Source organism: Rathayibacter sp. VKM Ac-2929 (assembly GCF_022815495.1).
GTDB classification, from domain to species: domain Bacteria; phylum Actinomycetota; class Actinomycetes; order Actinomycetales; family Microbacteriaceae; genus Rathayibacter; species Rathayibacter festucae.
In genome coordinates this window covers 380,009-400,401 of record NZ_JALGRV010000002.1, presented here as the reverse complement: position 1 = coordinate 400,401, position 20,393 = coordinate 380,009, and the positions used below count along the sequence as shown (strand labels likewise).

Sequence of the window (20,393 nt, the reverse complement as noted above, 5' to 3'; positions counted from 1 at the left end):
ACGGACCCGCCCGGTCGCCACGGCCCGGACGCGACGAAGGCCCCCGGATCGCTCCGGGGGCCTTCGAGGGGGTCAGCGCCGTTCGTCCTCCGGACGGATCGGCACGGGCTCCGCGTTCGCGGGCGGCGGCGACCAGACCGGCGCCTCCGACTCGGCGGGGGTGCCGTCGAGCAGGTTGCGTGCGCGGTTCACCACCTCGGGGTCGACGATCACCGAGTAGCTGGTGGCGATGACCTGCATCGTCGAGGTGAAGTCGCGGCGGCGGCGGTTCACCGCGTAGGAGGCGAGGCCGAAGAGCATGCCGAAGCCGGCGCCGAGCAGCACGGCCGCGATGAGGAAGGAGAACTCGGTGGCCGGCGAGAAGATGATCAGCAGCAGGCCGAGGAAGACACCGAGCCAGGCGCCCGAGGCGGCGCCGGCCAGGGCGACGCGGCCCCAGGTGAGCTTGCCGGTGACGCGCTCGACGCTCTTGAGGTCGTTGCCGAGGATGGCCAGCTGCTTGACCGGGAAGTCGGCCCGGGCGAGGACGTCGACGGCCTGCTGCGCCTTCTCGTAGGTGTCGAAGGTGGCGAGGATCTCGCCGCGCGGGATCGTCGGGGAGGCGGCGCCCCGGCGGTTGTTCATGGGCATCTGCTGAGTCACCTGCTCAGACTGTCACAGAGGACTTGGAGCATTCTGGGCACGGATCGAGAGCTTCCCGAGCGCGCGGTGGGAGTAGCGGGACCCCGCGCTCGGCTTCCGCAGGGGCGCCCGGGTCTAGGTTGGTAGCCGTGAGTTCCGCCAGAGTCTTCGTAGCGCGCTTGGCCGGCTGCAGCGTCTTCGACCCGGCGGGCGATCGCGTCGGCAAGGTCCGAGACGTGCTGCTCGTGCACCGTCAGAACGATGCGCCGCGCGTGGTCGGCCTCGTCGTCGAGATCCCCGGCCGCCGCCGGGTGTTCGTCTCGATCGGACGGGTCACCAGCATCGGCAGCGGGCAGATCATCACGACCGGCCTGATCAACGTGCGCCGCTTCGAGCAGCGCGGCGGCGAGGTCCGCGTCATCGCCGAGCTGCTCGGCCGGAGGATGACCTTCGTCGACGGCTCGGGCGACGCGATCGTCGAGGACGTCGCGATCGAGGAGGTCGGGCCGGGCGAGTGGGAGCTCGCGCAGCTCTTCGTCCGCCGCCCCAAGACCAGCCCCTCCCCCTTCGCCAAGGGCGCGACGACCTTCGCCGGCTGGCGCGAGGTCCGCGAGAGCGTGTCCACCGAGGCGCAGTCGGCCGAGCAGTACGTGGCGAGCCTCTCCGAGCTCAAGCCCGCCGACCTCGCCAGCACGCTCCTCGACCTGCCGCAGCAGCGGATGCTCGAGGTCGCGGGCGAGCTCTCCGACGACCGGCTCGCCGACGTCCTCGAGGAGATGCCCGAGAGCGAGCAGGTCGAGATCCTCGGCCGGCTCGACGACGACCGCGCGGCCGACGTCCTCGACCAGATGCAGCCCGACGACGCGGCCGACCTGATCGCTCAGCTCTCGGACGAGCGCGGCGAGGCGCTCCTCGAGCTGATGGAGCCGGAGGAGGCGGACGACGTCCGCATGCTCCTCTCCTACGCGCCCGAGTCAGCTGGCGGACTGATGACGACCGAGCCGATCATCGTCTCGTCCGAGGCGACCGTGGCCGAGGGCCTCGCGATGATCCGCCGCCACGAGCTGGCCCCGGCGCTCGGCGCCGCGGTCTGCGTCACTCTGCCGCCGTACGAGCCGCCGACCGGCCGCTTCCTCGGCATGGTGCACTTCCAGCGGATGCTCCGTTACCCGCCGCACGAGCGCCTGGGCACGCTGCTCGACCAGAGCCTCGACCCGATCACGCCCGACACCTCCGCGGCCGAGGTCGCCCGCATCCTCGCGAGCTACAACCTCGTCTCGGTGCCCGTGGTGGACGAGTCGCACCGCCTGGTCGGCGTCGTCACGATCGACGACGTGCTCGACTACCTCCTCCCCGACGACTGGCGCAGCCACGACGGCGACGACGAACCGCGCGTGCCGGTGAGCACGACGACCCAGGGCATACCGATCGCGCCGCCCGCGGTGGCGACCAGCAGGTTCAGGGCAGGACGACGAGGACGGAGGGGTGCGCGTGGCTAGGGACACCAAGCAGGATCGACGGCTCGACGCCCCGAAGGGCCTGCGCACGCGGGTGCTCCCCCGGCGCAACCGGCAGAGCAGCGACCGCTTCGGCCGCCTGACCGAATCCTTCGCCCGCGGCATGGGCACGCCGTGGTTCCTCGTCGGCATGACGATCTTCTGCGTGTTCTGGCTGCTGTTCAACACCTACGGCCCCGAGGAGTCGCGCTTCGACTCCCAGGCCCTGGGCTTCACGGTGCTCACGCTGATCCTGTCCCTGCAGGCCTCCTACGCGGCGCCCCTGCTGCTGCTCGCACAGAACCGCCAGGACGACCGCGACCGCGTGCAGATCGAGCAGGACCGCCAGCGCGCCGAGCGCAACCTCGCTGACACGGAGTACCTGGCTCGAGAGGTCGTCGCGCTCCGCCTGGCGATCCGTGACATGGCGAGCAAGGACTTCATCCGCTCCGAGCTGCGCAGCCTCGTCGAGGAGCTCGAGAAGGATCGGGCGGAGTCGATCGCGAGCGAGCGGCGCGATGCCTGACGACGCCGTGACGGGTCCGGCGGATCCCGTCGCTCTCGAGAGCGCGGTGCTCGCGGCACTCGCCCGGGTCATCGATCCGGAGATCCGGAAGCCCATCACCGAGCTCGACATGGTCGACGCGGTGACGGTGGGCGAGGACGGCGCGGTGACCGTCGCCATCCGGCTGACGATCGTCGGCTGCCCGGCCGCGTCCGCGATCGAGCGCGATGTCCGCGCGGCGGCGGAGTCGGCGGCGGGCTCCGCCGCCGTGCGTGTCGAGGTCGGCGTGATGACGCCGGCGCAGCGCACGGCTCTGACCGAGCGGCTGCGCGGCGGGCGGCGCGAGATGCCGTTCGGCCCGGACTCGCTGACACGGGTCTACGCGGTGACCAGCGGCAAGGGCGGGGTCGGCAAGTCGACCGTCACCGCGAATCTGGCGGTGGCCCTGGCCCGGCGCGGGCTCGCGGTCGGGCTGGTCGACGCCGACGTGCACGGCTTCTCCATCCCGGGGCTGCTCGGCCTGATGCACGACGGCCGCGTCGCGGGGCCGACGCGGGTCGGCGAGCTGATGCTCCCGCCGGTCGCGCACGGCGTGAAGGTGATCTCGATCGGGATGTTCCTCGAGGGCGACACCCGCGGCGCAGCCGTCTCCTGGCGGGGACCGATGCTGCACCGCACCATCTCGCAGTTCCTCACCGACGTGTACTTCGGCGACCTGGACGTGCTGCTGCTCGATCTGCCGCCGGGCACGGGCGACGTCGCCATCTCGATCGGGCAGCTCCTGCCGCACGCGGAGGTGCTGATCGTGACGACTCCGCAGCCGGCCGCCGCCGACGTGGCGGAGCGCAGCGGTGCGCTCGCCCGGCAGTCGGGGCAGCGCATCGTCGGCGTGGTCGAGAACATGTCCGGGCTGCCGCAGCCCGACGGGTCGGTGCTCGAGCTCTTCGGCAGCGGCGGCGGGGCCGAGGTGGCCCGCCGGCTCAGCGCGAGCGGCGAGGACGTGCCGCTGCTCGCCTCGCTGCCGATCAGCGTGGCGCTGCGCGCGGGCGGCGACGACGGCCTGCCGGTCGTCATCGGAGACCCGGAGGACCCGGCCGCCGTCGCGATCACGGAGCTGGCCCTGACCCTCGCCTCGCGGCCACGTGGTCTGACGGGCCGGCGCCTCCCGATGTCCGTCGGCTGAGGCCTTCGCCGCAGGCCCTGACTGAGGTGGGTCTCGATACGCCCGCTCCGCGGCCTGCTCGACCAGCATGAGGGAGCCCGCTGCGCGGGCAGCTCGACCTGCATGCAAGGACCGCACTGCAGGCTGCTCGACCAGCAGGCAAGGGCCGCTCCGCGGGCCGCTCGACCAGCAGGCAAGGGCCGCACTGCGGGCTGCTCGACCGGCCGCGACCGAGGGAAGTGCCGCAACCATGCTGGTCGAGTAGCCCCGCAGGGGCGTATCGAGACCCGCTGTCGTCAGCACTTCGGCCGACGGGAGCGCGTCAGGTGGCTTCGAGGTCGATCGGCGGCGGCGCCACCGTCGAGAGCTCGCCGGCGCCGGCCGAGCGCTTCATCGTCGTGTAGTAGCTGTCCGCCATCGAGGCGCCGCCGCCCGCGGTGACGGGCGCGGAGACCGTGGAGGGCGGCTTGACCGTGGGGGCCGGCTCGTCCTCGAGCAGAGCGTCGCGGATGATGCGCCGCGGGTCGTACTGCCTCGGATCGAGCTTGCGCCAGTCGACCTCGTCGAACTCGTCGCCCATCTCGTCCTTCACGCGCTCGCGCGCCTGCGTGGCGAATCCGCGGACCTTCCGCACCAGCGCAGCGAGCTGTGAGGCGTAGTAGGGGAGGCGGTCAGGGCCCAGCACGAAGACGGCGATGACTCCGATGATGAGGAGCTTGTCGAACGTCAAACCGAACACGGGACCACCCTAGTCCGCCGCGCCTGCGCCGACGACCGCACGGACCCCCGTACCCTGGCGATGCGCAGGCGCGATCCGCCCGCCGCGACCCCCACCAGAGGAGCCCGCCCGTGTCCGACAAGGATGCCAACTGGAAGTACGCCGAGGACGCCGTCGTCGAGCCCGAGGCCATCGCCTCCGCCCGCCGGCTCGCCGTCGAGCTGGGCATCGACGCGATCGCGCCCTCGATCGGCGCGCAGTCCGCGCTCGTCGCGGCGGCCGCCCGGGCGACGTCGATCATCGAGATCGGAACCGGCACCGGCGTGAGCGGACTCTGGCTGCTCGACGGCGCCCCGGAGGCCATGCTCACCTCGATCGACTCGGAGGCGGTGCACCAGCAGCACGCCCGCGCCCAGTTCCACGAGGCCGGCATCTCGCCGAACCGCCTGCGCCTCATCCCCGGCCGCGCTCTCGAGGTGCTCCCGCGGATGAACGAGAACTCCTACGACATCGTCTTCGTCGACGGCGATCCGCTGCAGGTCATCGAGAACGTCGAGCACGCGCTGCGCCTCGTCCGCGTCGGCGGCACCGTGCTCGTGCCGCACGCGCTCTGGCGCGGCCGCGTCTCCAACCCCGCGCAGCGCGACGAGATCGCCTCCGCCTTCCGCACGCTGGTCGCCGAGGTCTGCGGCTCGCCGGCCGTGGTCAGCGTGCTGTCGCCGATCGGCGACGGGCTGCTGCAGGCGAACAAGCGCCGCGCGTAGCACGGGCCCGACTCCGGGAACGAGGGAACGCCCGTCGCATCGGATGCGGCGGGCGTTCTCGACGGTGCTGGTGGGTCAGGCTGGAGTCACCACCGACGCGAGAGCGTCGTGGAGTTCTTTCGCCTCTGCATCGTTGACTGAGACGACGAGGCGTCCGCCGCCTTCGAGCGGAACGCGCACGACGATGAGTCGCCCCTCCTTAACAGCCTCCATCGGTCCGTCTCCGGTCCTCGGCTTCATGGCCGCCATAGAGTTCCCCTTTCGTGACGTATCCGTCTATTATCGTGCATCCGCGCCAGGGACGAAATCGGCGGCCTCCCGCGGAAACGCGGCGTCGATCACGGCGGTGTCCAGTCGTAGCCGTCGACGGCCCAGCCGATGGTGATCCAGCCGATCTGGCCGGCGATCGAGACGAGCACCAGCGCGCTCCGGAAGAGGGGCGAGCGCGGCACCGCGAGCGCTCCGACCAGCGGGAACATCGGGCCCAGCAGGCGGAACGTGCTCGACTGCGGGAAGAAGAAGGCGAAGAGGTAGACGCCGTAGCCCGCGATCCACGCGCGGCTGAAGAGGTCCAGCCGCCGCGTCCAGGGCGACGCGAGGATGCCGACGAACAGCAGCACGAGGACGACGACCAGCGCGATGCCGACCATCGGCGCGCCGAACCACCAGCCGCCCCACCACGCGCCGCCCTGGAACCAGGAGGTGAAGGGGAACAGCTCCTGGTAGCCGATGTAGGAGGCCCGCCAGGCCAGCTCGGTGTCGGTGTAGGCCGTCGGCGAGCCGGTGACCGCCCACGCCACCGCGGGCCAGAGGAAGCCGACCACGAGGCCCCACACCGTCAGCGCGACGGCGGGGACGGCGTCGGCCCGCGGGAACGGCTCCTTCGCGCGCCGGACGAACCGGTAGACGACGTAGAGGCCCATCGCCGCCGCGAAAGCCAGCCCGCTCGGGCGCGTCAGCCCGAGCGCGAGCACGACCGGGAAGACCCAGGCGTACCGGCGCCGGACGAGCAGCAGCAGCACGATCGCGGTCAGCATCATCGCCATCGACTCGGCGTAGGCGATCTGCAGCATCGGCGAGGTCGGCGCGACGCAGAAGAAGAGGACGGCGACGAGGGACTGCGACTCGCTCAGCGAGTGCCGCATCAGCCGGTAGAGCACCAGGCAGGCGACGGCCGCGCAGATCACCGAGACGGCGACACCGGCGGTGGCCCAGCCGAGGCCGGTCAGCACCATCAGCAGGCGCACGACGACCGGGTAGAGCGGCATGAACGCCCACGCGTTCTCGCCGATCTCACCCGCGTCGGTCACGGGCAGCTCGGTCGGATAGCCGGCGGTCGCGATGATCTCGTACCAGCGGCCGTCCCACATCGTCGCGAAGTCGACGTAGGCCGGCGACGGGCCGGTCCACGAGTTCGCCTGCTGGTTCGCGGCGAACTGCAGCATGATCACGGTCGTCACGATGCGGGTGAGGACGAAGACCGCGAGGACGCGCGCCCACCAGGGGACGAGGCGCAGCTGCGCGCGGCGGCGGACCGGGAGCCCGGTGAGGACGGCGCTCACGCGGAGCCGCGCAGCCAGCGGCGGAGGCCCTCGGTGCAGGCGGTGATCTCGTGCACGGCGACGTGCTCGTCGTCGGCGTGCGCCTTGAGCGGGTCGCCGGGGCCGTAGTTGACGGCGGGGATGCCCATCGCCGAGAAGCGGGCGACGTCGGTCCAGCCGTACTTGGGCTTCGCCTCGGCGCCGACCGCGGCGATGAAGGCCTGCGCGAGCGGCGCGTCGAGCCCGGGGCGCGCGCCCTCGGCCAGATCGACGACATCGACCTCGAAGCCCTCGAACAGCTCGCGGAGGTGGGCGACCGCCTCGTCGCCGCTGCGGTTCGGTGCGAAGCGGTAGTTGACGTGCACCGTGCAGAGGTCGGGGATCACATTGCCCGCCACTCCCCCGCTGATGCGCACCGCGTTGACGCCCTCGCGGTAGACGAGGCCCTCGACCTCGACCTCGCGCGGCTGGTAGGCGGCGAGGCGGTCCAGGATCGGGGCGGCGGCGTGGATCGCGTTCTCGCCGACCCAGCTCCGGGCGGAGTGCGCGCGGCGGCCGTGCGTCGTCACGTCGACGCGGAGGGTGCCGTTGCAGCCGCCCTCGACCTCGCCCCGCGTCGGCTCGCCGAGCACGGCGAAATCGGCGGCGAAGACGTCCGGGCGGTGGCGGGAGAGGCGGCCGAGGCCGTTGAGGTCGGAGGCGACCTCCTCGTTGTCGTACCAGATCCAGGTGATGTCGACGACCGGATCGGTCAGCTCGGCGGCGAGGACCAGCTGAACAGCGACGCCGGCCTTCATGTCGGTGGTGCCGCGGCCGACGAGGTGCTCGACGTCGTCGATCGTCTCGGCGCGCACCGGGAGGTTGTCGTTGATCGGGACCGTGTCGAGGTGGCCGGCGATGACGACGCGCTGCTCGCGCCCGAGGTTCGTCCGGGCGACCACGGTGTGGCCGTCGCGGAGCACCTCGAGGTGCGGGTACTGCTCGAGGGCGAGCTGCACCGCATCGGCCAGCGCCAGCTCATCGCCGGAGACGGAGGGGATGTCGCAGAGCACGCGGGTCAGCGCGATCGGATCGGAGCCCAGATCGAGGGGCGCGGCGGGCGCCGGGGCGGAGGTCGGTACGGCCATGCGCCCCAGGGTACCGGCCGGATCGTGCGCGCTACCCTGGGCGACATGAGCCTCCAGAACACCGCTGACTCCGCCGTGCCCGCGCCCGCCTCCGCCTGGGGCTACGGGCTGGCGACGATCGCCTCGGACGGCACCGTCCTCGACACCTGGTTCCCGGAGCCGCGGCTGGGCACGATCCCCGCGGGCCGCGACCCGTGGATCGTGCCGGCGGAGTTCGAGGCCCTCGCCGGTGAGGACCCGCGGCGCGAGGTGCGGATCGACGTGGTGACGCTGCAGATCGACCTGCAGAGCGCGCCGGCGTCGACGTCGGACGCGTACCTCCGGCTGCACCTGCTCTCGCACCTGCTCGTCCAGCCGAACACCGTGAACCTCGACGGGATCTTCGCGCACCTGCCGAACGTCGTGTGGACGAACGCCGGGCCGGTCGCGCCGGACTCGTTCACCCGGCTGCGTCCGTCGCTGCGGCGCCACGGGATCCAGGCCGCAGGGATCGACAAGTTCCCGCGGCTGACGGACTACGTCACGCCGGCGAAGGTGCGCATCGCGGACACGTCGCGGGTGCGCCTGGGCGCGCACCTCGCTCCCGGGACGACCGTCATGCACGAGGGGTTCGTCAACTTCAACGCCGGGACGCTCGGCAGCTCGATGGTCGAGGGCCGCATCTCACAGGGCGTCGTCGTCGGCGACGGCTCGGACGTCGGCGGCGGCGCCTCGATCATGGGGACGCTCTCCGGCGGTGGCGTGCAGCGCGTGTCGATCGGCGCGCGGGCGCTGCTCGGCGCGAACTCGGGCATCGGCATCTCGATCGGCGACGACACCGTCGTCGAGGCCGGGCTCTACGTCACGGCGGGGACGAAGGTCGTCGTGGTGGGCGGCGCCCCGCGTGCCGACGGGCGTCCGCAGACGGTCAAGGCCGTCGAGCTGTCGGGAGTGCCGAACCTGCTCTTCCGCCGCAACTCGCTCACGGGCGCGGTCGAGGTGCTCCCCCGCACCGGCGCCGGCATCGAGCTGAACACGGCCCTGCACGCCTGACGCGCGGGCGAGGCACCTGCTCGTCGAGTAGCCGCGGAACGCGGCATATGGAGACCCACCCCTCTGCAGACATCGGGTCTCGATACGCCCGCTGCGCGGGCCACTCGACCAGCATGGTGGGCCAGCTGCGCGGCATGCTCGACCAGCAGGGCGAAACATGCTGGTCGAGTAGCCGCGGCACGCGGCGTATCGAGACCCACCCGCCGACGGGCTCCTCGGCCCGGGTCAGCGGCCGGTGGGCCAGTGGCGCTCAGGGGCTCCCGTGTAGAGCTGCTGGGGGCGGCCGATCTTGGTCTGCTTGTCGGTGTTCATCTCGCGCCAGTGCGCGATCCAGCCGGGCAGGCGGCCGATGGCGAAGAGGACGGTGAACATCCGGGTCGGGAAGCCCATCGCCTTATAGATGACGCCGGTGTAGAAGTCGACGTTCGGGTAGAGGCGGCGCTCCTTGAAGTAGTCGTCCTCCAGGGCGAGGGCCTCGAGCTCCATCGCGATGTCGAGCAGCGGGTCCTTGACGCCGAGCGCCTGCAGCACCTCGGACGCGCTCTCCTTGACGAGCTTCGCGCGCGGGTCGTAGTTCTTGTACACCCGGTGGCCGAAGCCCATCAGGCGGACGCCCTCCTCCTTGTTCTTCACCCGCTCGACGAAGGTCTGGACGCTCTCGCCGGACTCGCGGATGCGGCCGAGCATCGTCAGCACGGCCTCGTTCGCGCCGCCGTGCAGCGGGCCGAACAGGGCGTTGATGCCGGCCGAGACCGACGCGTAGAGGTTCGCCTCGGTCGAGCCGACCAGGCGGACGGTGGAGGTCGACGCGTTCTGCTCGTGGTCCTCGTGCAGGATCAGCAGGCGATCGAGCGCCTTCGAGAGCACCGGATCCACCTCGAACGGCTCGGCCATGGTGCCGAAGTTCAGGCGGAGGAAGTTGTCGACGAAGCTCAGCGAGTTGTCCGGGTAGAGGAACGCCTGGCCGATCGCCTTCTTGTGCGCGTACGCCGCCATCACCGGCAGCTTCGCGAGCAGGCGAATGGTGGTCAGCTCGACCGCCTCCGGGTCCTTCGGGTTCGAGCTGTCCTCGTAGTAGGTCGACAGCGCCGAGACACCGGCCGAGAGGACCGACATCGGGTGCGCGCTGTGCGGCAGCGCGTCGAAGAAGCGCTTGAGGTCCTCGTGCAGCAGCGTGTGCCGGCGGATGCGGTCGTCGAAGCCGGCGAGCTCGTCCGCGGTGGGCAGCTCGCCGTAGATCAGCAGCCAGGCCACCTCGAGGTACGTCGCGTTCGTCGCGACCTCCTCGATCGGGTAGCCGCGGTAGCGCAGGATCCCCTCGTCGCCGTCGATGTAGGTGATGCTCGACTTGGTGGCGGCCGTGTTGACGAAGCCGTAGTCGAGCGACATCAGACCGGTCTGCTTCGACAGGGTCGAGAAGTCGATGCTCGAGGAGCCGTCGACGCTGCGCAGGACCGGGAACTCCGCGGTGCGATCACCGAACGTGAGCGTCACCTTCTCGGGCAGGACCTCGGCCGCGGCCGGCGCACTCTCCGTGGCGGGCTCGGGTGTCTCCACCGTCGCGGTTCCGTCGCTCTGCGTGCCGGATTCGGTCACAACGCCTCCCAGGTCATCGGTCGCACCCGGGTGCGCTCGCGCGGAGCGGGCGGCGCCGGGGGCTGGAACTGTCCGGAACCAGGGCCGTTTGTGGCGACGCTGACCGAACCCCATACAGCCTATGGGCAAAGCGGCGGCACTGTGACACCGCCCAGTGCTCGCCCCCGTCCGTTGTGGGGATCCTTCAGGATCGCGGTGAGCCGAGGGTCAGAGACCGCCCGCCAGCCGCTCGGCGGCGGCCGCGATCCGCTCGTCGGTGGCCGTCAGCGAGAGGCGGACGTGCTGGGTGAAGTGGTCGCCGTAGAAGACGCCGGGGCCGGCGAGGATCCCCAGGCGCGCGAGCCGGTCGATCGACTCCCAGGCGGGTCGCCCCTCGGTCGCCCAGAGGTAGAGGCCGGCCTCGCTGCGGTCGACGCGGAAGCCCGCGGCTTCGAGCGCCGGGCGCAGGAGATCGCGACGGGACCGGTAGCGCTCCTTCTGCTCCGCCACATGGCCGTCGTCGGCGAGCGCGACGACCATCGCCTCCTGCAGCGGGGCGGGGACGATCATCCCGGCGTGCTTGCGGACGGTGACGAGCCGAGCGATCAGTTCGCGGTCGCCCGCGACGAAGGCGGCGCGGTAGCCGGCCAGGTTGGACTGCTTGCTGAGGGAGTAGACGCCGAGCACGCCGCGGCGGTCCTCGCCCGCCACTCGGGGGTCGAGGACGCTCGGGATCGGCTCGTCGGCCCAGCGGCCGTCCCAGCCGAGCTCGGCGTAGCACTCGTCGCCCGCGACGACGGCGCCCAGCTCGCGCGCGCGCTCGACCGCGCGCCTCAGCGCGTCGACGTCGAGCACGGCGCCGTCGGGGTTGCCGGGCGAGTTCAGCCAGACCAGGCGCGTCTCGGCCGGCCACTCGTCGGGGTCGTCGGAGGCGAGCACCGAGGCTCCGGCGATGGCGGCGCCCATGGCGTAGGTCGGGTAGGCGGCGCGCGGGTGGACGACGACGTCGCCCTCGCCGAGACCGAGCAGGAACGGCAGCCAGGCGACGAGCTCCTTCGAGCCGATCGTCGGCAGCACCTCGTCGAGGCCGAGCCCCGGGACGCCCCGGCGCCGGGCGTACCAGGCGGCGATCGCCTCGCGCAGGGCGGGAGTGCCGACCGTGGTCGGGTAGGCGTGCGCGTCGGTCGCCCGGGCGAGGGCCTCGCGGATCGGCTCGGGCGTCGGGTCGACCGGCGAGCCGATCGAGAGGTCGACGAGGCCGCCGGGGTGCGCGGAGGCGACCCGGGTGGCGGGACCCATCAGGTCCCAGGGGTAGTCCGGCAGCGGTCCGAGAGCCACGGACGCGCGCTCAGTGGCTCTGCGGCGGGAGGACGGCGATGACCGGGTGGTCCTTCGCGATCACTCCGACCTTCGCGGCGCCGCCGGGCGAGCCGATCTCGTCGAAGAACTCGACGTTGGCCTTGTAGTAGTCGGACCACTCCTCGGGGAGGTCGTCCTCGTAGTAGATGGCCTCGACGGGGCACACCGGCTCGCACGCCCCGCAGTCGACGCACTCGTCGGGGTGGATGTAGAGCGAGCGCTCGCCTTCGTAGATGCAGTCGACCGGGCATTCGTCGATGCAGGCGCGGTCTTTGACATCGACGCACGGAAGTGCGATCACGTAGGTCACGGTCGTGGACGTCCCTTCGAACAGTGTTCTCTATCGTACGGGGAGCGGCGGGGCGGTGCTGTCGGCCGCCGGTTCCGCCGGAGCGGGGCGGGACGGCGGGCGGACCCGCGGCCAGGCGATCACCACGAGGGCGATCAGCGCGGGGGCGAAGGTCCACACCACGCCGAGGCCGTTGGCCGGCACGAGGACCGAGCCGCCAGTGCTGCGCAGCGCCAGCAGCCCGATCGCGCCGAGCAGGCCCATCGCGGTGCAGAAGGCGACGAAGCGGTCCACCATCACGAGACGGAGTCCGAGCAGCAGGAGCAGCACGGCGGCCAGCGACACGGCGAGGCCGACCGGGAGCTCCGCGTCGCCGACGGTCACGGTGCTCTGGTGCGCGACGGTCGTGATCGCGCCGACCACCGCGCCGGTCAGCACCGAGAGCAGGCCCGAGACGATGCGGGTGCCGAGATCGGGCCGCTCCTCGGCGACCGGCTCCGGCGGCCTCGGCGCACCCTCGGGGCGGAAGCGCTCGAGGCGGCCGATCGGGAACGGCGGGCCGCTCGAGAGCCGCAGCTCGTCGCCGTCGACGACGAGCTGCGTGCGGTGCGCCTCGAGCGCCGCGCGCTTGCGGGCGTAATCGGTGTCGTCGAGCTCGATCGCGACGTCGCCGGGCTGCTCGGGGACGGCGTCGGGCAGGACGGCCAGGTAGCGCAGTCCGAGCCGCTCGGCGGCCGTCGAGGCGATCAGGGCGGCGCGGATGTGGTCGGGATGGCCGTAGCCCCCGCCGACGTCGTAGGAGAGCACGAGGGTCGCGCCGGTCTGAAGGAGGACGGCGACGAGGTCGGCGATCGCCTCCTCCTCCGGCGCGGAGGTGAAGGAGCGGGGATCGACAGGCTCGAGCGGGACGGGCACGCGACCCGGGCCCCACTGCATGCCGGAGTCGCGGTAGACCCGCGGGGCGAGACCGGCGGCGCGGGCGGCCGGATCGCCGAGGAAGCGGTGATCGGCCACGCCGAGGGCGGTCAGGGCGACGACCAGCTCGGTGGTGCGGTGCGCGGCGAGCTCGTCCGAGCCCTCGAGGTGCGCGAGATCGGCCGGGATGACCTCGCCGCACTCGCCGCGCGTCGCGGTGACGACGGTGACCGCGGCGCCGTCCGCGACGAGTCGCGCGAGGGTCCCGCCCATCGTGATGGTCTCGTCGTCGGGATGGGCGTGCACCGCCACGACCCGCTCGCCTGCGCCGTCTCGACTCGCGTCCACTCTTCGCCTCTCGTCCGTCCTGTGCTCTCGTTCCGCCGCGGGGCCCCGCTCGAAGCGCGTCCGACCGGCCGCTCGGCGCCGCACATCGCGCGCCCGGCGTCCTGTGTGGACACGCGACCGGATGGCCACTACAGTCGTCCACGGGTTAGGCAAGGCTTACCTGAGGATGCGGCCCGGGGGTGGGCTTCGCACCGTCCTCCCGTGCAGACGACGAAGAGAACACACGTGCTCGCAAACTACCTCATCGGCCTCCGTGAAGGCCTCGAAGCCGGGCTCGTCGTCGGCATCCTCGTCGCCTACCTGACCAAGCTGCAGCGGCGCGACGTGCTCCCCCGGCTCTGGACGGGCATCGCCGCCGCGGTCGTCCTCTCGCTCGTCACCGGCGCGATCCTCACCTGGGGCCCCTACGGGCTCAGCTTCACCGCGCAGGAGCTCCTCGGCGGCGGCCTCTCGCTGCTCGCCGTCGGCCTCGTCACCTGGATGATCTTCTGGATGGGCGCCAACGCCCGCAGCCTCAAGGGCGAGCTCGAGTCCAAGCTGGACGCGGCCGTCAGCGGCTCCGCCCTCGGGATCGTCGTGCTCGGCTTCGTCAGCGTCGGCCGCGAGGGGATCGAGACCGCCCTGTTCGTCTGGGCGAGCGTCTCCTCGAGCAGCGCCTCCTCCGCCTCCAACGCCTGGGTCGGCACGATCGGCGCCTTCCTCGGCATCCTCAGCGCGGTCGTCGCCTCCTACCTGATCTTCCGCGGCTTCGTCCGGATCGACCTCGGCCGCTTCTTCACCTGGACCGGCGGCTTCCTCATCGTCGTCGCGGCCGGCGTGCTGCTCTACGGCGTCGGCGACCTGCAGGAGGCGGCGCTGCTGCCCGGGTGGGGCACTCCGCTGTTCGACCTCGGCCCGATCCTGCCGGCCACGGCCGCCGCGGTCCTCGGCGGACTCTTCAACTACACGCCCGAGCCGACGGCCCTGCAGTTCTCCGCCTGGCTGCTCTACCTCGTGGTCGTCGGGTCCCTCTTCGTCCGCCAGGTCCGCTCCCGCCGGCCGCGACGAGGCAGCGCGGCCCCGGTCGCCGCACCCGTCGCCACCTCCGTCTGATCCCGCCCCGGCACCGCCGGAACGACCTCCCACCACCAGGAGAACCATGCCCCCGCGCACTCGACCCCGCCTCCCCCGCGTCGCCACCGGCCTCGCCGGCGCCGGCGCTCTCGCCCTCCTCCTCACCGGCTGCGTGCCGAACACCCCGGCCGCCTCCTCCGCCGCGGCCCTCGACGTCGCGATCGACGACGGCGCCTGCGCGGTGTCGGCCGCGACCGCCGAGGCGGGTGCGGTGACCTTCGCGCTCGAGAACACCGGATCGGACGTCAACGAGTTCGAGATCCTCGCCGAGGACAAGCTGCGCATCGTGGGCGAGAAGGAGAACGTCACTCCCGGTCAGAGCGTCTCCTACGTCGCCCAGCTCGAGCCCGGCACCTACTACACGGCCTGCAAGTTCCAGCAGGTCGGCGCTCCCGTCGGTCTCGCCGAGTTCATTGTGACCGGCGAGGCGACCGAGCAGTCGGCCGACGAGCAGGCCGCGACCGAGGCCGCCGTCACCAACTACGTCTCCTACGTGCAGTCGCAGTCCGGCGAGCTGCTGCCCGCCGTGACGGCCTTCGCCGAGGCGTACGCGGCGGGCGACGACGAGAAGGCGCGCAGCCTCTTCGCCGCGACCCGCGTCTTCTACGAGCGCATCGAGCCGACCGCCGAGGCCTTCGGCGACCTCGACCCGAAGATCGACTACCGCGAGGTCGACGCCGTCGCCGAGGGCCTGGACTGGACCGGCTTCCACCGCATCGAGAAGGACCTCTGGGTCCCCGCCGCCGACGCGCTGAACTCCGACGGGACGAGCGCCTGGCTCGACTGGGCGCCCTCCACTCCCGAGCAGCGGACGGCCTTCGCCGACGGGCTCGTCTCCGACGTGCAGGACCTCTACGACCTCGTCGCCGCGCCCGACTTCACCGTCTCGGTCGGCGACATCTCGAACGGCGCGATCGGCCTGCTGGACGAGGTCGCCGCCGGCAAGATCACCGGCGAGGAGGACTGGTGGTCGGGCACCGACCTGACCGACTTCGCCGCGAACGTGCAGGGCGCGGAGGTGGCCTTCGGCAACGTCGAGCCGATCGCGACCGCCACCGGTGACGACGGCGCCGCGCTCACCGCCGAGATCGGCCAGCGCTTCGCCGAGCTCGACGCGATGCTCGCCCAGTACGGCTCGCTCGACTCCGGCTTCGTCGCCTACTCGAGCGTCACCGCCGAGCAGAAGAAGGAGCTCTCCGATCAGGTGAACGCCCTGTCCGAGCCGCTCTCGCAGCTCACCCACACGGTGCTCGGCGTCGAGGAGCCCGCGGAGTAGTGGAGCCCGAGCAGAACGCCACCGGCCCCGCCGACGAGGCGGGCCGACCCGACGAGCAGCCCCGCCGCCTCTCGCGGCGCGGGCTGCTCGGCCTCGTCTCGGCGGGGACCGCGGGCCTCGCCGCGGGCATCGGCGGGACCGTCGCCGTCACCTCGGCGACCAGCGCGAGCGCCTCCTCCGCCGCGACGCGCGTCGTACCGTTCCACGGCGCGAACCAGGCCGGCATCACCACGGCCGCGCAGGACCGGCTGCACTTCGCGGCGTTCGACCTGGCCTCCACGGCGACCCGCGACGACCTGATCGAGCTGCTGCAGGACTGGACCCTCGCGGCCGCCCGCCTCACCCGGGGCCTCGACGTCAGCGAGGAGGGCGCCGTCGGCGGCCCGGACACGGCGCCGCCGGACGACACCGGCGAGGCGCTCGGCCTCGACGCGTCCTCGCTCACCCTGACCTTCGGCTTCGGACCGACGCTCTTCACCGACGAGTCGGGCACCGACCGCTTCGGCCTCGCCGACCGCCGGCCGGCCGAGCTCGCGGCGCTCCCGCGCTTCCGTGGCGACGCGCTGGTGCCGACCGCGGGCGGCGGGGACCTCTGCATCCAGGCCTGCGCCGACGACCCGCAGGTCGCGGTGCACGCGATCCGCAACCTCAGCCGCATCGCCTTCGGTCGCGCCTCGCTGCGCTGGTCGCAGCTCGGCTTCGGCCGCACCTCCTCCACCTCCACCGCGCAGGCGACTCCGCGGAACCTCTTCGGCTTCAAGGACGGCACGGCCAACATCAAGTCCGAGGAGCCGGACGCCGTGCAGGAGCACGTCTGGGTGCAGGACGAGGACGGCCCGGCCTGGCTCGTGGGCGGCAGCTACCTCGTCGCGCGCAAGATCCGGATGATCATCGAGACCTGGGACCGCAGCCAGCTCGGTGAGCAGGAGCGCGTGATCGGCCGGAGCAAGGGCTCCGGCGCCCCGCTCTCGGGCGGCGGCGAGTTCACGGAGCCCGACTTCGACGCGGCGGGGGCGACCGGCGTGCCGCTGGTGGACAAGGAGTCGCACGTGCGGCTCGCGCACCCGACCGTGAACAACGGCGTCCGGCTGCTGCGCCGCGGCTACAACTTCGTCGACGGGAACGACGAGCTCGGGCGGCTGAACGCGGGGCTGTTCTTCCTCTCGTTCCAGCGGTCGCCGGAGCAGTTCATCACCGTGCAGAGGAACCTCGCGACCGATGCGCTCAACGAGTACATCAAGCACGTGGGTTCGGCGGTCTTCGCCGTCCCGCCGGGCGTCCGCGACGAGAGCGACTACGTGGGGTCGGGGCTCTTCACCTGAGCCGTCCGCTTTCCTGAGGGAATCTCCATCCCGGCACAGGTCGCCGACGGCTGCCTCTCCGAGTGCGGCAAGGTCGGCTCCCTAGCGTCGACGACGATGTCCGGGAACAGTGCGAAGAACCAGCCGACCAAGCGCGAGCGCCAGGAGCTCGCCCGCCTCGAGGCGAAGGAGCGGCGCGAGCAGGAGCGGCGCCGGAAGCGGCGGAACCGGGTGCTCGGGCAGAGCGGAGCGGCCGTCGGAGTGCTCGCCGTCGTGGCGCTCGTCGCGTGGAACGTCTGGTCGCAACAGGAGATCGCCAGCACCGGTCCGGCGAACATGCTGAGCGACGGGATCGTGCTCGCGGGGGCGGAGTCGGCGGTCACTCCGGTGACGACCGCCCCCCTCGAGGCGGGAGAGGAGCCGGTGCCGACCGACGAGGCCGCCGCGCGTGCGGGCGGCGTCGTCACCGTCGACCTGTACGTGGACTACCTCTGCCCGTACTGCGGGCAGTTCGAGACGGCGAATATGGACAATCTGCAGTCGTGGCTGACGCAGGGGGCGATCACGCTCGAGATCCATCCGGTCGCGATCCTCGACTCCTCCTCGGCGGGGTCGGAGTACTCGAGCCGGGCGGCGAACGCGGCGGCCTGCGTGGCGGACGAGGATCCGGACCGCTTCCTCGCCGTGCACGAGGCGCTGTTCGCGAAGCAGCCGACCGAGGGGACGACGGGGCTGAGCGACGACGAGCTGCGAACGCTGGTGACCGGGGCGGGCGTGACGGACGACGACGTGCTGGCCTGCATCACGGGTGGTGAGTTCCGGCCGTGGGTCGCGGCGGCCACGAAGCGGGCGACGAGCGGGACCCTGGCGAACTCCTCGGTCGCGAAGCTGAGCTCGACGCCGACCGTGCTCGTCAACGGCGAGCAGTACACGGGGAAGCCGGACGACGCCGACGCGTTCGTCGCCTTCATCACGGCCACGCTCGAGGCGGAGGGTGCGACTCCGACGCCGACGCCTGCGGGCTGACGGCCGGGTCTCGATACGCCGCTGCGCGGCTACTCGACCAGCATGGGAGAAGGACCGCGAGCGGGCGCCCGCTCGTGCCGCTGGCGAGCGCCGACCTGCGCTGAAGGCGAGGGCCGCCGACATGCTGGTCGAGTAGCCCTCGCAGAGGGCGTATCGAGACCCGGCGGAACGACGAACGACCGGCGGAGCGGGGCTCCGGCCGGTCGTTCGTCGTGGCGGGCGCCTCGGGGGCGCCCGGGGATCAGGCCTGCTTCTTGAGGCGGCTGGTCGCGCGGGCGCGGGCGTTCGCGTCCAGCTCGACCTTGCGGATGCGCACGATCTCGGGGGTGACCTCGACGCACTCGTCCTCGCGGGCGAACTCGAGGCACTCCTCGAGCGTCAGCTGGCGCGAGGGCGTCATCGACTCGAACGTGTCGGAGGTGGACTGACGCATGTTGGTCAGCTTCTTCTCCTTGGTGATGTTCACGTCCATGTCGTCGTTGCGCGAGTTCTCGCCGATGACCATGCCCTCGTAGACCTCCTCGGTGGGGTTCACGAAGAAGGTCATCCGCTCCTGGAGAGCGATGATCGCGAACGGCGTCACGACGCCGGTGCGGTCGGCGACGATCGAGCCGTTGTTGCGGGTGACGATGGCGCCGGCCCACGGCTCGTAGCCGTGCAGGATCGCGTTCGCGATGCCGGTGCCGCGGGTCGTGGTGAGGAACTCGGTGCGGAAGCCGATCAGGCCGCGCGAGGGGACGATGAACTCCATGCGGACCCAGCCGGTGCCGTGGTTCGCCATGTTCTCCATGCGGCCCTTGCGAGCGGCGAGGAGCTGCGTGATCGCGCCGAGGTACTCCTCCGGAGCGTCGATGGTGAGGTGCTCGAAGGGCTCGTGCACCTTGCCGTCGACCTGGCGGGTGACCACCTGGGGCTTGCCGACCGTGAGCTCGAAGCCCTCGCGGCGCATCTGCTCGACGAGGATGGCCAGCGCGAGCTCGCCGCGGCCCTGGACCTCCCACGAGTCGGGGCGGCCGATGTCGAGGACCTTGAGCGACACGTTTCCGATGAGCTCGCGGTCGAGGCGGTCCTTGACCATGCGCGCCGTGAGCTTGTGGCCCTTGACCTTGCCGACCAGCGGCGAGGTGTTGGTGCCGATGGTCATCGAGATCGCCGGGTCGTCGACCGTGATGGCCGGCAGCGGGCGGATGTCCTCCGGGTCGGCGATGGTCTCGCCGATGGTGATCTCGGGGAAGCCCGCGATCGCGACGATGTCGCCGGGGCCGGCGGTCTCGGCCGGGTAGCGGTCGAGCGCCTTGGTGATCAGCAGCTCGGTGATGCGCGCGTTGGTGTGCGAGCCGTCGTGGTGGACCCAGGCGACGGTCTGGCCCTTCTTGATCGTGCCGTTGAAGACGCGGAGGAGGGCGAGCCGGCCGAGGAACGGCGACGCGTCGAGGTTGGTGACGTGGGCCTGGAGGGGGGCCTCGTCGTCGAAGGTCGGCGCCGGGATGTGCTTGAGGATCGCCTCGAACAGCGGCTCGAGGTCCTCGGCGTCGGGCAGCGTGCCGTCCTCCGGCTTGTTCGCGGAGGCGCGGCCGGCCTTGCCGGACGCGTAGACGACGGGGACGTCGAGGATGGCGTCGAGGTCGAGGTCGGGGACGTCGTCCGCCATGTCGGAGGCGAGGCCGAGGAGGAGGTCCTGGCTCTCGGCGACGACCTCGTCGATGCGGGCATCGGGGCGGTCGGTCTTGTTGACCAGCAGGATGACGGGGAGCTTCGCCTCGAGCGCCTTGCGCAGCACGAAGCGGGTCTGCGGAAGGGGGCCCTCCGACGCGTCGACGAGGAGGCAGACGCCGTCGACCATCGACAGGCCGCGCTCGACCTCGCCGCCGAAGTCGGCGTGGCCGGGGGTGTCGATCACGTTGATGGTGATGGGGCCGTCGACCGCGTGCTTGCCGCTGTAGGACACAGCGGTGTTCTTCGCGAGGATCGTGATGCCCTTCTCGCGCTCGAGCTCGTTCGAGTCCATCGCGCGCTCGTCCACGTGGGCGTGCGCGTCGAAGGAGTTCGTCTGCTTGAGCATGGCGTCCACCAGGGTGGTCTTGCCATGGTCGACGTGGGCGACGATCGCGACGTTGCGCAGGTCGGAGCGGGTGGCACTTGCCATGTGAACGGACTCGTCTCGTGTTCTCGTGCAGTAAGGGGGACCCTCCATCGTACCGCAGGCTCGCGCCGAGACGGCGGAG

19 protein-coding genes are annotated in these 20,393 nt (G+C 71.8%); 9 read left to right on the top strand and 10 right to left on the bottom strand.

The genetic code is table 11. From position 1 onward, the window contains the following. Positions 1–72: 72 nt before the first annotated feature. Entirely contained in the window at positions 73–624 is a 552-nt protein-coding gene (locus MT355_RS06465) for a general stress protein (RefSeq protein ID WP_207901626.1), read from the bottom strand. A 146-nt stretch (positions 625–770) separates the two neighbouring features. Here MT355_RS06465 and MT355_RS06460 point away from each other — a divergent pair, with 146 nt between their 5' ends. Genes MT355_RS06460 through MT355_RS06450 form a run of 3 tightly spaced genes read left to right on the top strand, consistent with a single transcriptional unit; the run spans position 771 to position 3,805 of the window. After that, complete coding sequence (locus MT355_RS06460) at positions 771–2,120, top strand: magnesium transporter MgtE N-terminal domain-containing protein (RefSeq protein WP_243598931.1); 1,350 nt, start codon at positions 771–773, stop codon at positions 2,118–2,120. Next, a complete protein-coding gene (locus tag MT355_RS06455; RefSeq protein WP_123445981.1) occupies positions 2,113–2,643 on the top strand; it encodes a DUF1003 domain-containing protein in 531 nt (176 codons plus the stop codon). Before MT355_RS06460 ends, MT355_RS06455 begins: the two co-directional genes overlap by 8 nt. Beyond that, the gene (locus MT355_RS06450; RefSeq protein WP_243598930.1) at positions 2,636–3,805 is read left to right on the top strand and encodes an Mrp/NBP35 family ATP-binding protein; all 1,170 of its coding nucleotides are present in this window, start codon (positions 2,636–2,638) and stop codon (positions 3,803–3,805) included. Before MT355_RS06455 ends, MT355_RS06450 begins: the two co-directional genes overlap by 8 nt. 301 nt (positions 3,806–4,106) lie before the next feature. Here MT355_RS06450 and MT355_RS06445 read toward each other — a convergent pair whose 3' ends face one another. Then, the gene (locus MT355_RS06445) at positions 4,107–4,523 is read right to left on the bottom strand and encodes a Sec-independent protein translocase TatB (RefSeq protein ID WP_243598929.1); all 417 of its coding nucleotides are present in this window, start codon (positions 4,521–4,523) and stop codon (positions 4,107–4,109) included. A gap of 110 nt (positions 4,524–4,633) precedes the next feature. Between MT355_RS06445 and MT355_RS06440 the strand changes: the two genes are divergently transcribed. Further along, positions 4,634–5,266, top strand: coding sequence for an O-methyltransferase (locus tag MT355_RS06440; protein WP_123702830.1), 633 nt, complete (start codon positions 4,634–4,636; stop codon positions 5,264–5,266). A gap of 75 nt (positions 5,267–5,341) precedes the next feature. Here MT355_RS06440 and MT355_RS06435 read toward each other — a convergent pair whose 3' ends face one another. The 3 genes from MT355_RS06435 to dapE all read right to left on the bottom strand — a co-directional run bounded on the left by MT355_RS06435 (position 5,342) and on the right by dapE (position 7,934). Next, positions 5,342–5,515 (bottom strand): DUF3117 domain-containing protein, encoded by a 174-nt coding sequence (locus tag MT355_RS06435; RefSeq protein WP_077221916.1) that lies wholly within the window; start codon positions 5,513–5,515, stop codon positions 5,342–5,344. A gap of 89 nt (positions 5,516–5,604) precedes the next feature. Then, positions 5,605–6,828, bottom strand: a complete 1,224-nt coding sequence (locus MT355_RS06430; protein ID WP_123735325.1) for a hypothetical protein — start codon at positions 6,826–6,828, stop codon at positions 5,605–5,607. Beyond that, positions 6,825–7,934 carry a succinyl-diaminopimelate desuccinylase gene (gene dapE, locus MT355_RS06425; protein WP_243598928.1) on the bottom strand — a complete coding sequence of 370 codons (1,110 nt, stop codon included), beginning with the start codon at positions 7,932–7,934 and terminating at the stop codon, positions 6,825–6,827. The genes MT355_RS06430 and dapE overlap by 4 nt, the downstream gene beginning before the upstream one ends. A gap of 45 nt (positions 7,935–7,979) precedes the next feature. Here dapE and dapD point away from each other — a divergent pair, with 45 nt between their 5' ends. Then, positions 7,980–8,966, top strand: coding sequence for a 2,3,4,5-tetrahydropyridine-2,6-dicarboxylate N-succinyltransferase (dapD, locus tag MT355_RS06420; RefSeq protein ID WP_243598927.1), 987 nt, complete (start codon positions 7,980–7,982; stop codon positions 8,964–8,966). A gap of 225 nt (positions 8,967–9,191) precedes the next feature. On the opposite strand, the gene MT355_RS06415 is transcribed toward dapD, so the two are convergent. The 4 genes from MT355_RS06415 to MT355_RS06400 form a co-directional block, all read right to left on the bottom strand. Beyond that, positions 9,192–10,472 carry a citrate synthase gene (locus MT355_RS06415; protein WP_123735615.1) on the bottom strand — a complete coding sequence of 427 codons (1,281 nt, stop codon included), beginning with the start codon at positions 10,470–10,472 and terminating at the stop codon, positions 9,192–9,194. Positions 10,473–10,769: 297 nt separating this feature from the next. After that, positions 10,770–11,879 (bottom strand): succinyldiaminopimelate transaminase, encoded by a 1,110-nt coding sequence (gene dapC / locus MT355_RS06410; RefSeq protein ID WP_308197311.1) that lies wholly within the window; start codon positions 11,877–11,879, stop codon positions 10,770–10,772. 10 nt (positions 11,880–11,889) lie between these two features. After that, positions 11,890–12,210: a ferredoxin gene (gene fdxA, locus MT355_RS06405; protein ID WP_085475430.1), complete on the bottom strand. Its 321-nt coding sequence runs from the start codon at positions 12,208–12,210 to the stop codon at positions 11,890–11,892. 30 nt (positions 12,211–12,240) lie between these two features. Beyond that, positions 12,241–13,452: a PIG-L family deacetylase gene (locus MT355_RS06400; protein ID WP_243598926.1), complete on the bottom strand. Its 1,212-nt coding sequence runs from the start codon at positions 13,450–13,452 to the stop codon at positions 12,241–12,243. A 225-nt stretch (positions 13,453–13,677) separates the two neighbouring features. Between MT355_RS06400 and efeU the strand changes: the two genes are divergently transcribed. From efeU to MT355_RS06380, 4 genes are all read left to right on the top strand, one after another. Continuing rightward, entirely contained in the window at positions 13,678–14,544 is an 867-nt protein-coding gene (gene efeU, locus MT355_RS06395) for an iron uptake transporter permease EfeU (protein WP_243598925.1), read from the top strand. A 46-nt stretch (positions 14,545–14,590) separates the two neighbouring features. After that, positions 14,591–15,841, top strand: a complete 1,251-nt coding sequence (gene efeO, locus MT355_RS06390) for an iron uptake system protein EfeO (RefSeq protein ID WP_243598924.1) — start codon at positions 14,591–14,593, stop codon at positions 15,839–15,841. Then, complete coding sequence (gene efeB / locus MT355_RS06385; protein ID WP_308197310.1) at positions 15,841–17,163, top strand: iron uptake transporter deferrochelatase/peroxidase subunit; 1,323 nt, start codon at positions 15,841–15,843, stop codon at positions 17,161–17,163. The genes efeO and efeB overlap by 1 nt, the downstream gene beginning before the upstream one ends. A gap of 96 nt (positions 17,164–17,259) precedes the next feature. Then, complete coding sequence (locus tag MT355_RS06380; RefSeq protein ID WP_243598923.1) at positions 17,260–18,168, top strand: thioredoxin domain-containing protein; 909 nt, start codon at positions 17,260–17,262, stop codon at positions 18,166–18,168. 241 nt (positions 18,169–18,409) lie between these two features. On the opposite strand, the gene typA is transcribed toward MT355_RS06380, so the two are convergent. Next, positions 18,410–20,314: a translational GTPase TypA gene (gene typA / locus MT355_RS06375; protein WP_123445448.1), complete on the bottom strand. Its 1,905-nt coding sequence runs from the start codon at positions 20,312–20,314 to the stop codon at positions 18,410–18,412. Between the last annotated feature and the right edge of the window lie 79 nt (positions 20,315–20,393).

Coding starts and splice junctions, on each gene's coding strand:
- MT355_RS06465 (WP_207901626.1), bottom strand. CDS start 624: ATGAACAACCGCCGGGGCGCCGCCTCCCCGACGATCCCGCGCGGCGAG.
- MT355_RS06450 (WP_243598930.1), top strand. CDS start 2,636: ATGCCTGACGACGCCGTGACGGGTCCGGCGGATCCCGTCGCTCTCGAG.
- MT355_RS06435 (WP_077221916.1), bottom strand. CDS start 5,515: ATGGCGGCCATGAAGCCGAGGACCGGAGACGGACCGATGGAGGCTGTT.
- dapE (WP_243598928.1), bottom strand. CDS start 7,934: ATGGCCGTACCGACCTCCGCCCCGGCGCCCGCCGCGCCCCTCGATCTG.
- dapD (WP_243598927.1), top strand. CDS start 7,980: ATGAGCCTCCAGAACACCGCTGACTCCGCCGTGCCCGCGCCCGCCTCC.
- efeO (WP_243598924.1), top strand. CDS start 14,591: ATGCCCCCGCGCACTCGACCCCGCCTCCCCCGCGTCGCCACCGGCCTC.
- MT355_RS06380 (WP_243598923.1), top strand. CDS start 17,260: ATGTCCGGGAACAGTGCGAAGAACCAGCCGACCAAGCGCGAGCGCCAG.
- typA (WP_123445448.1), bottom strand. CDS start 20,314: ATGGCAAGTGCCACCCGCTCCGACCTGCGCAACGTCGCGATCGTCGCC.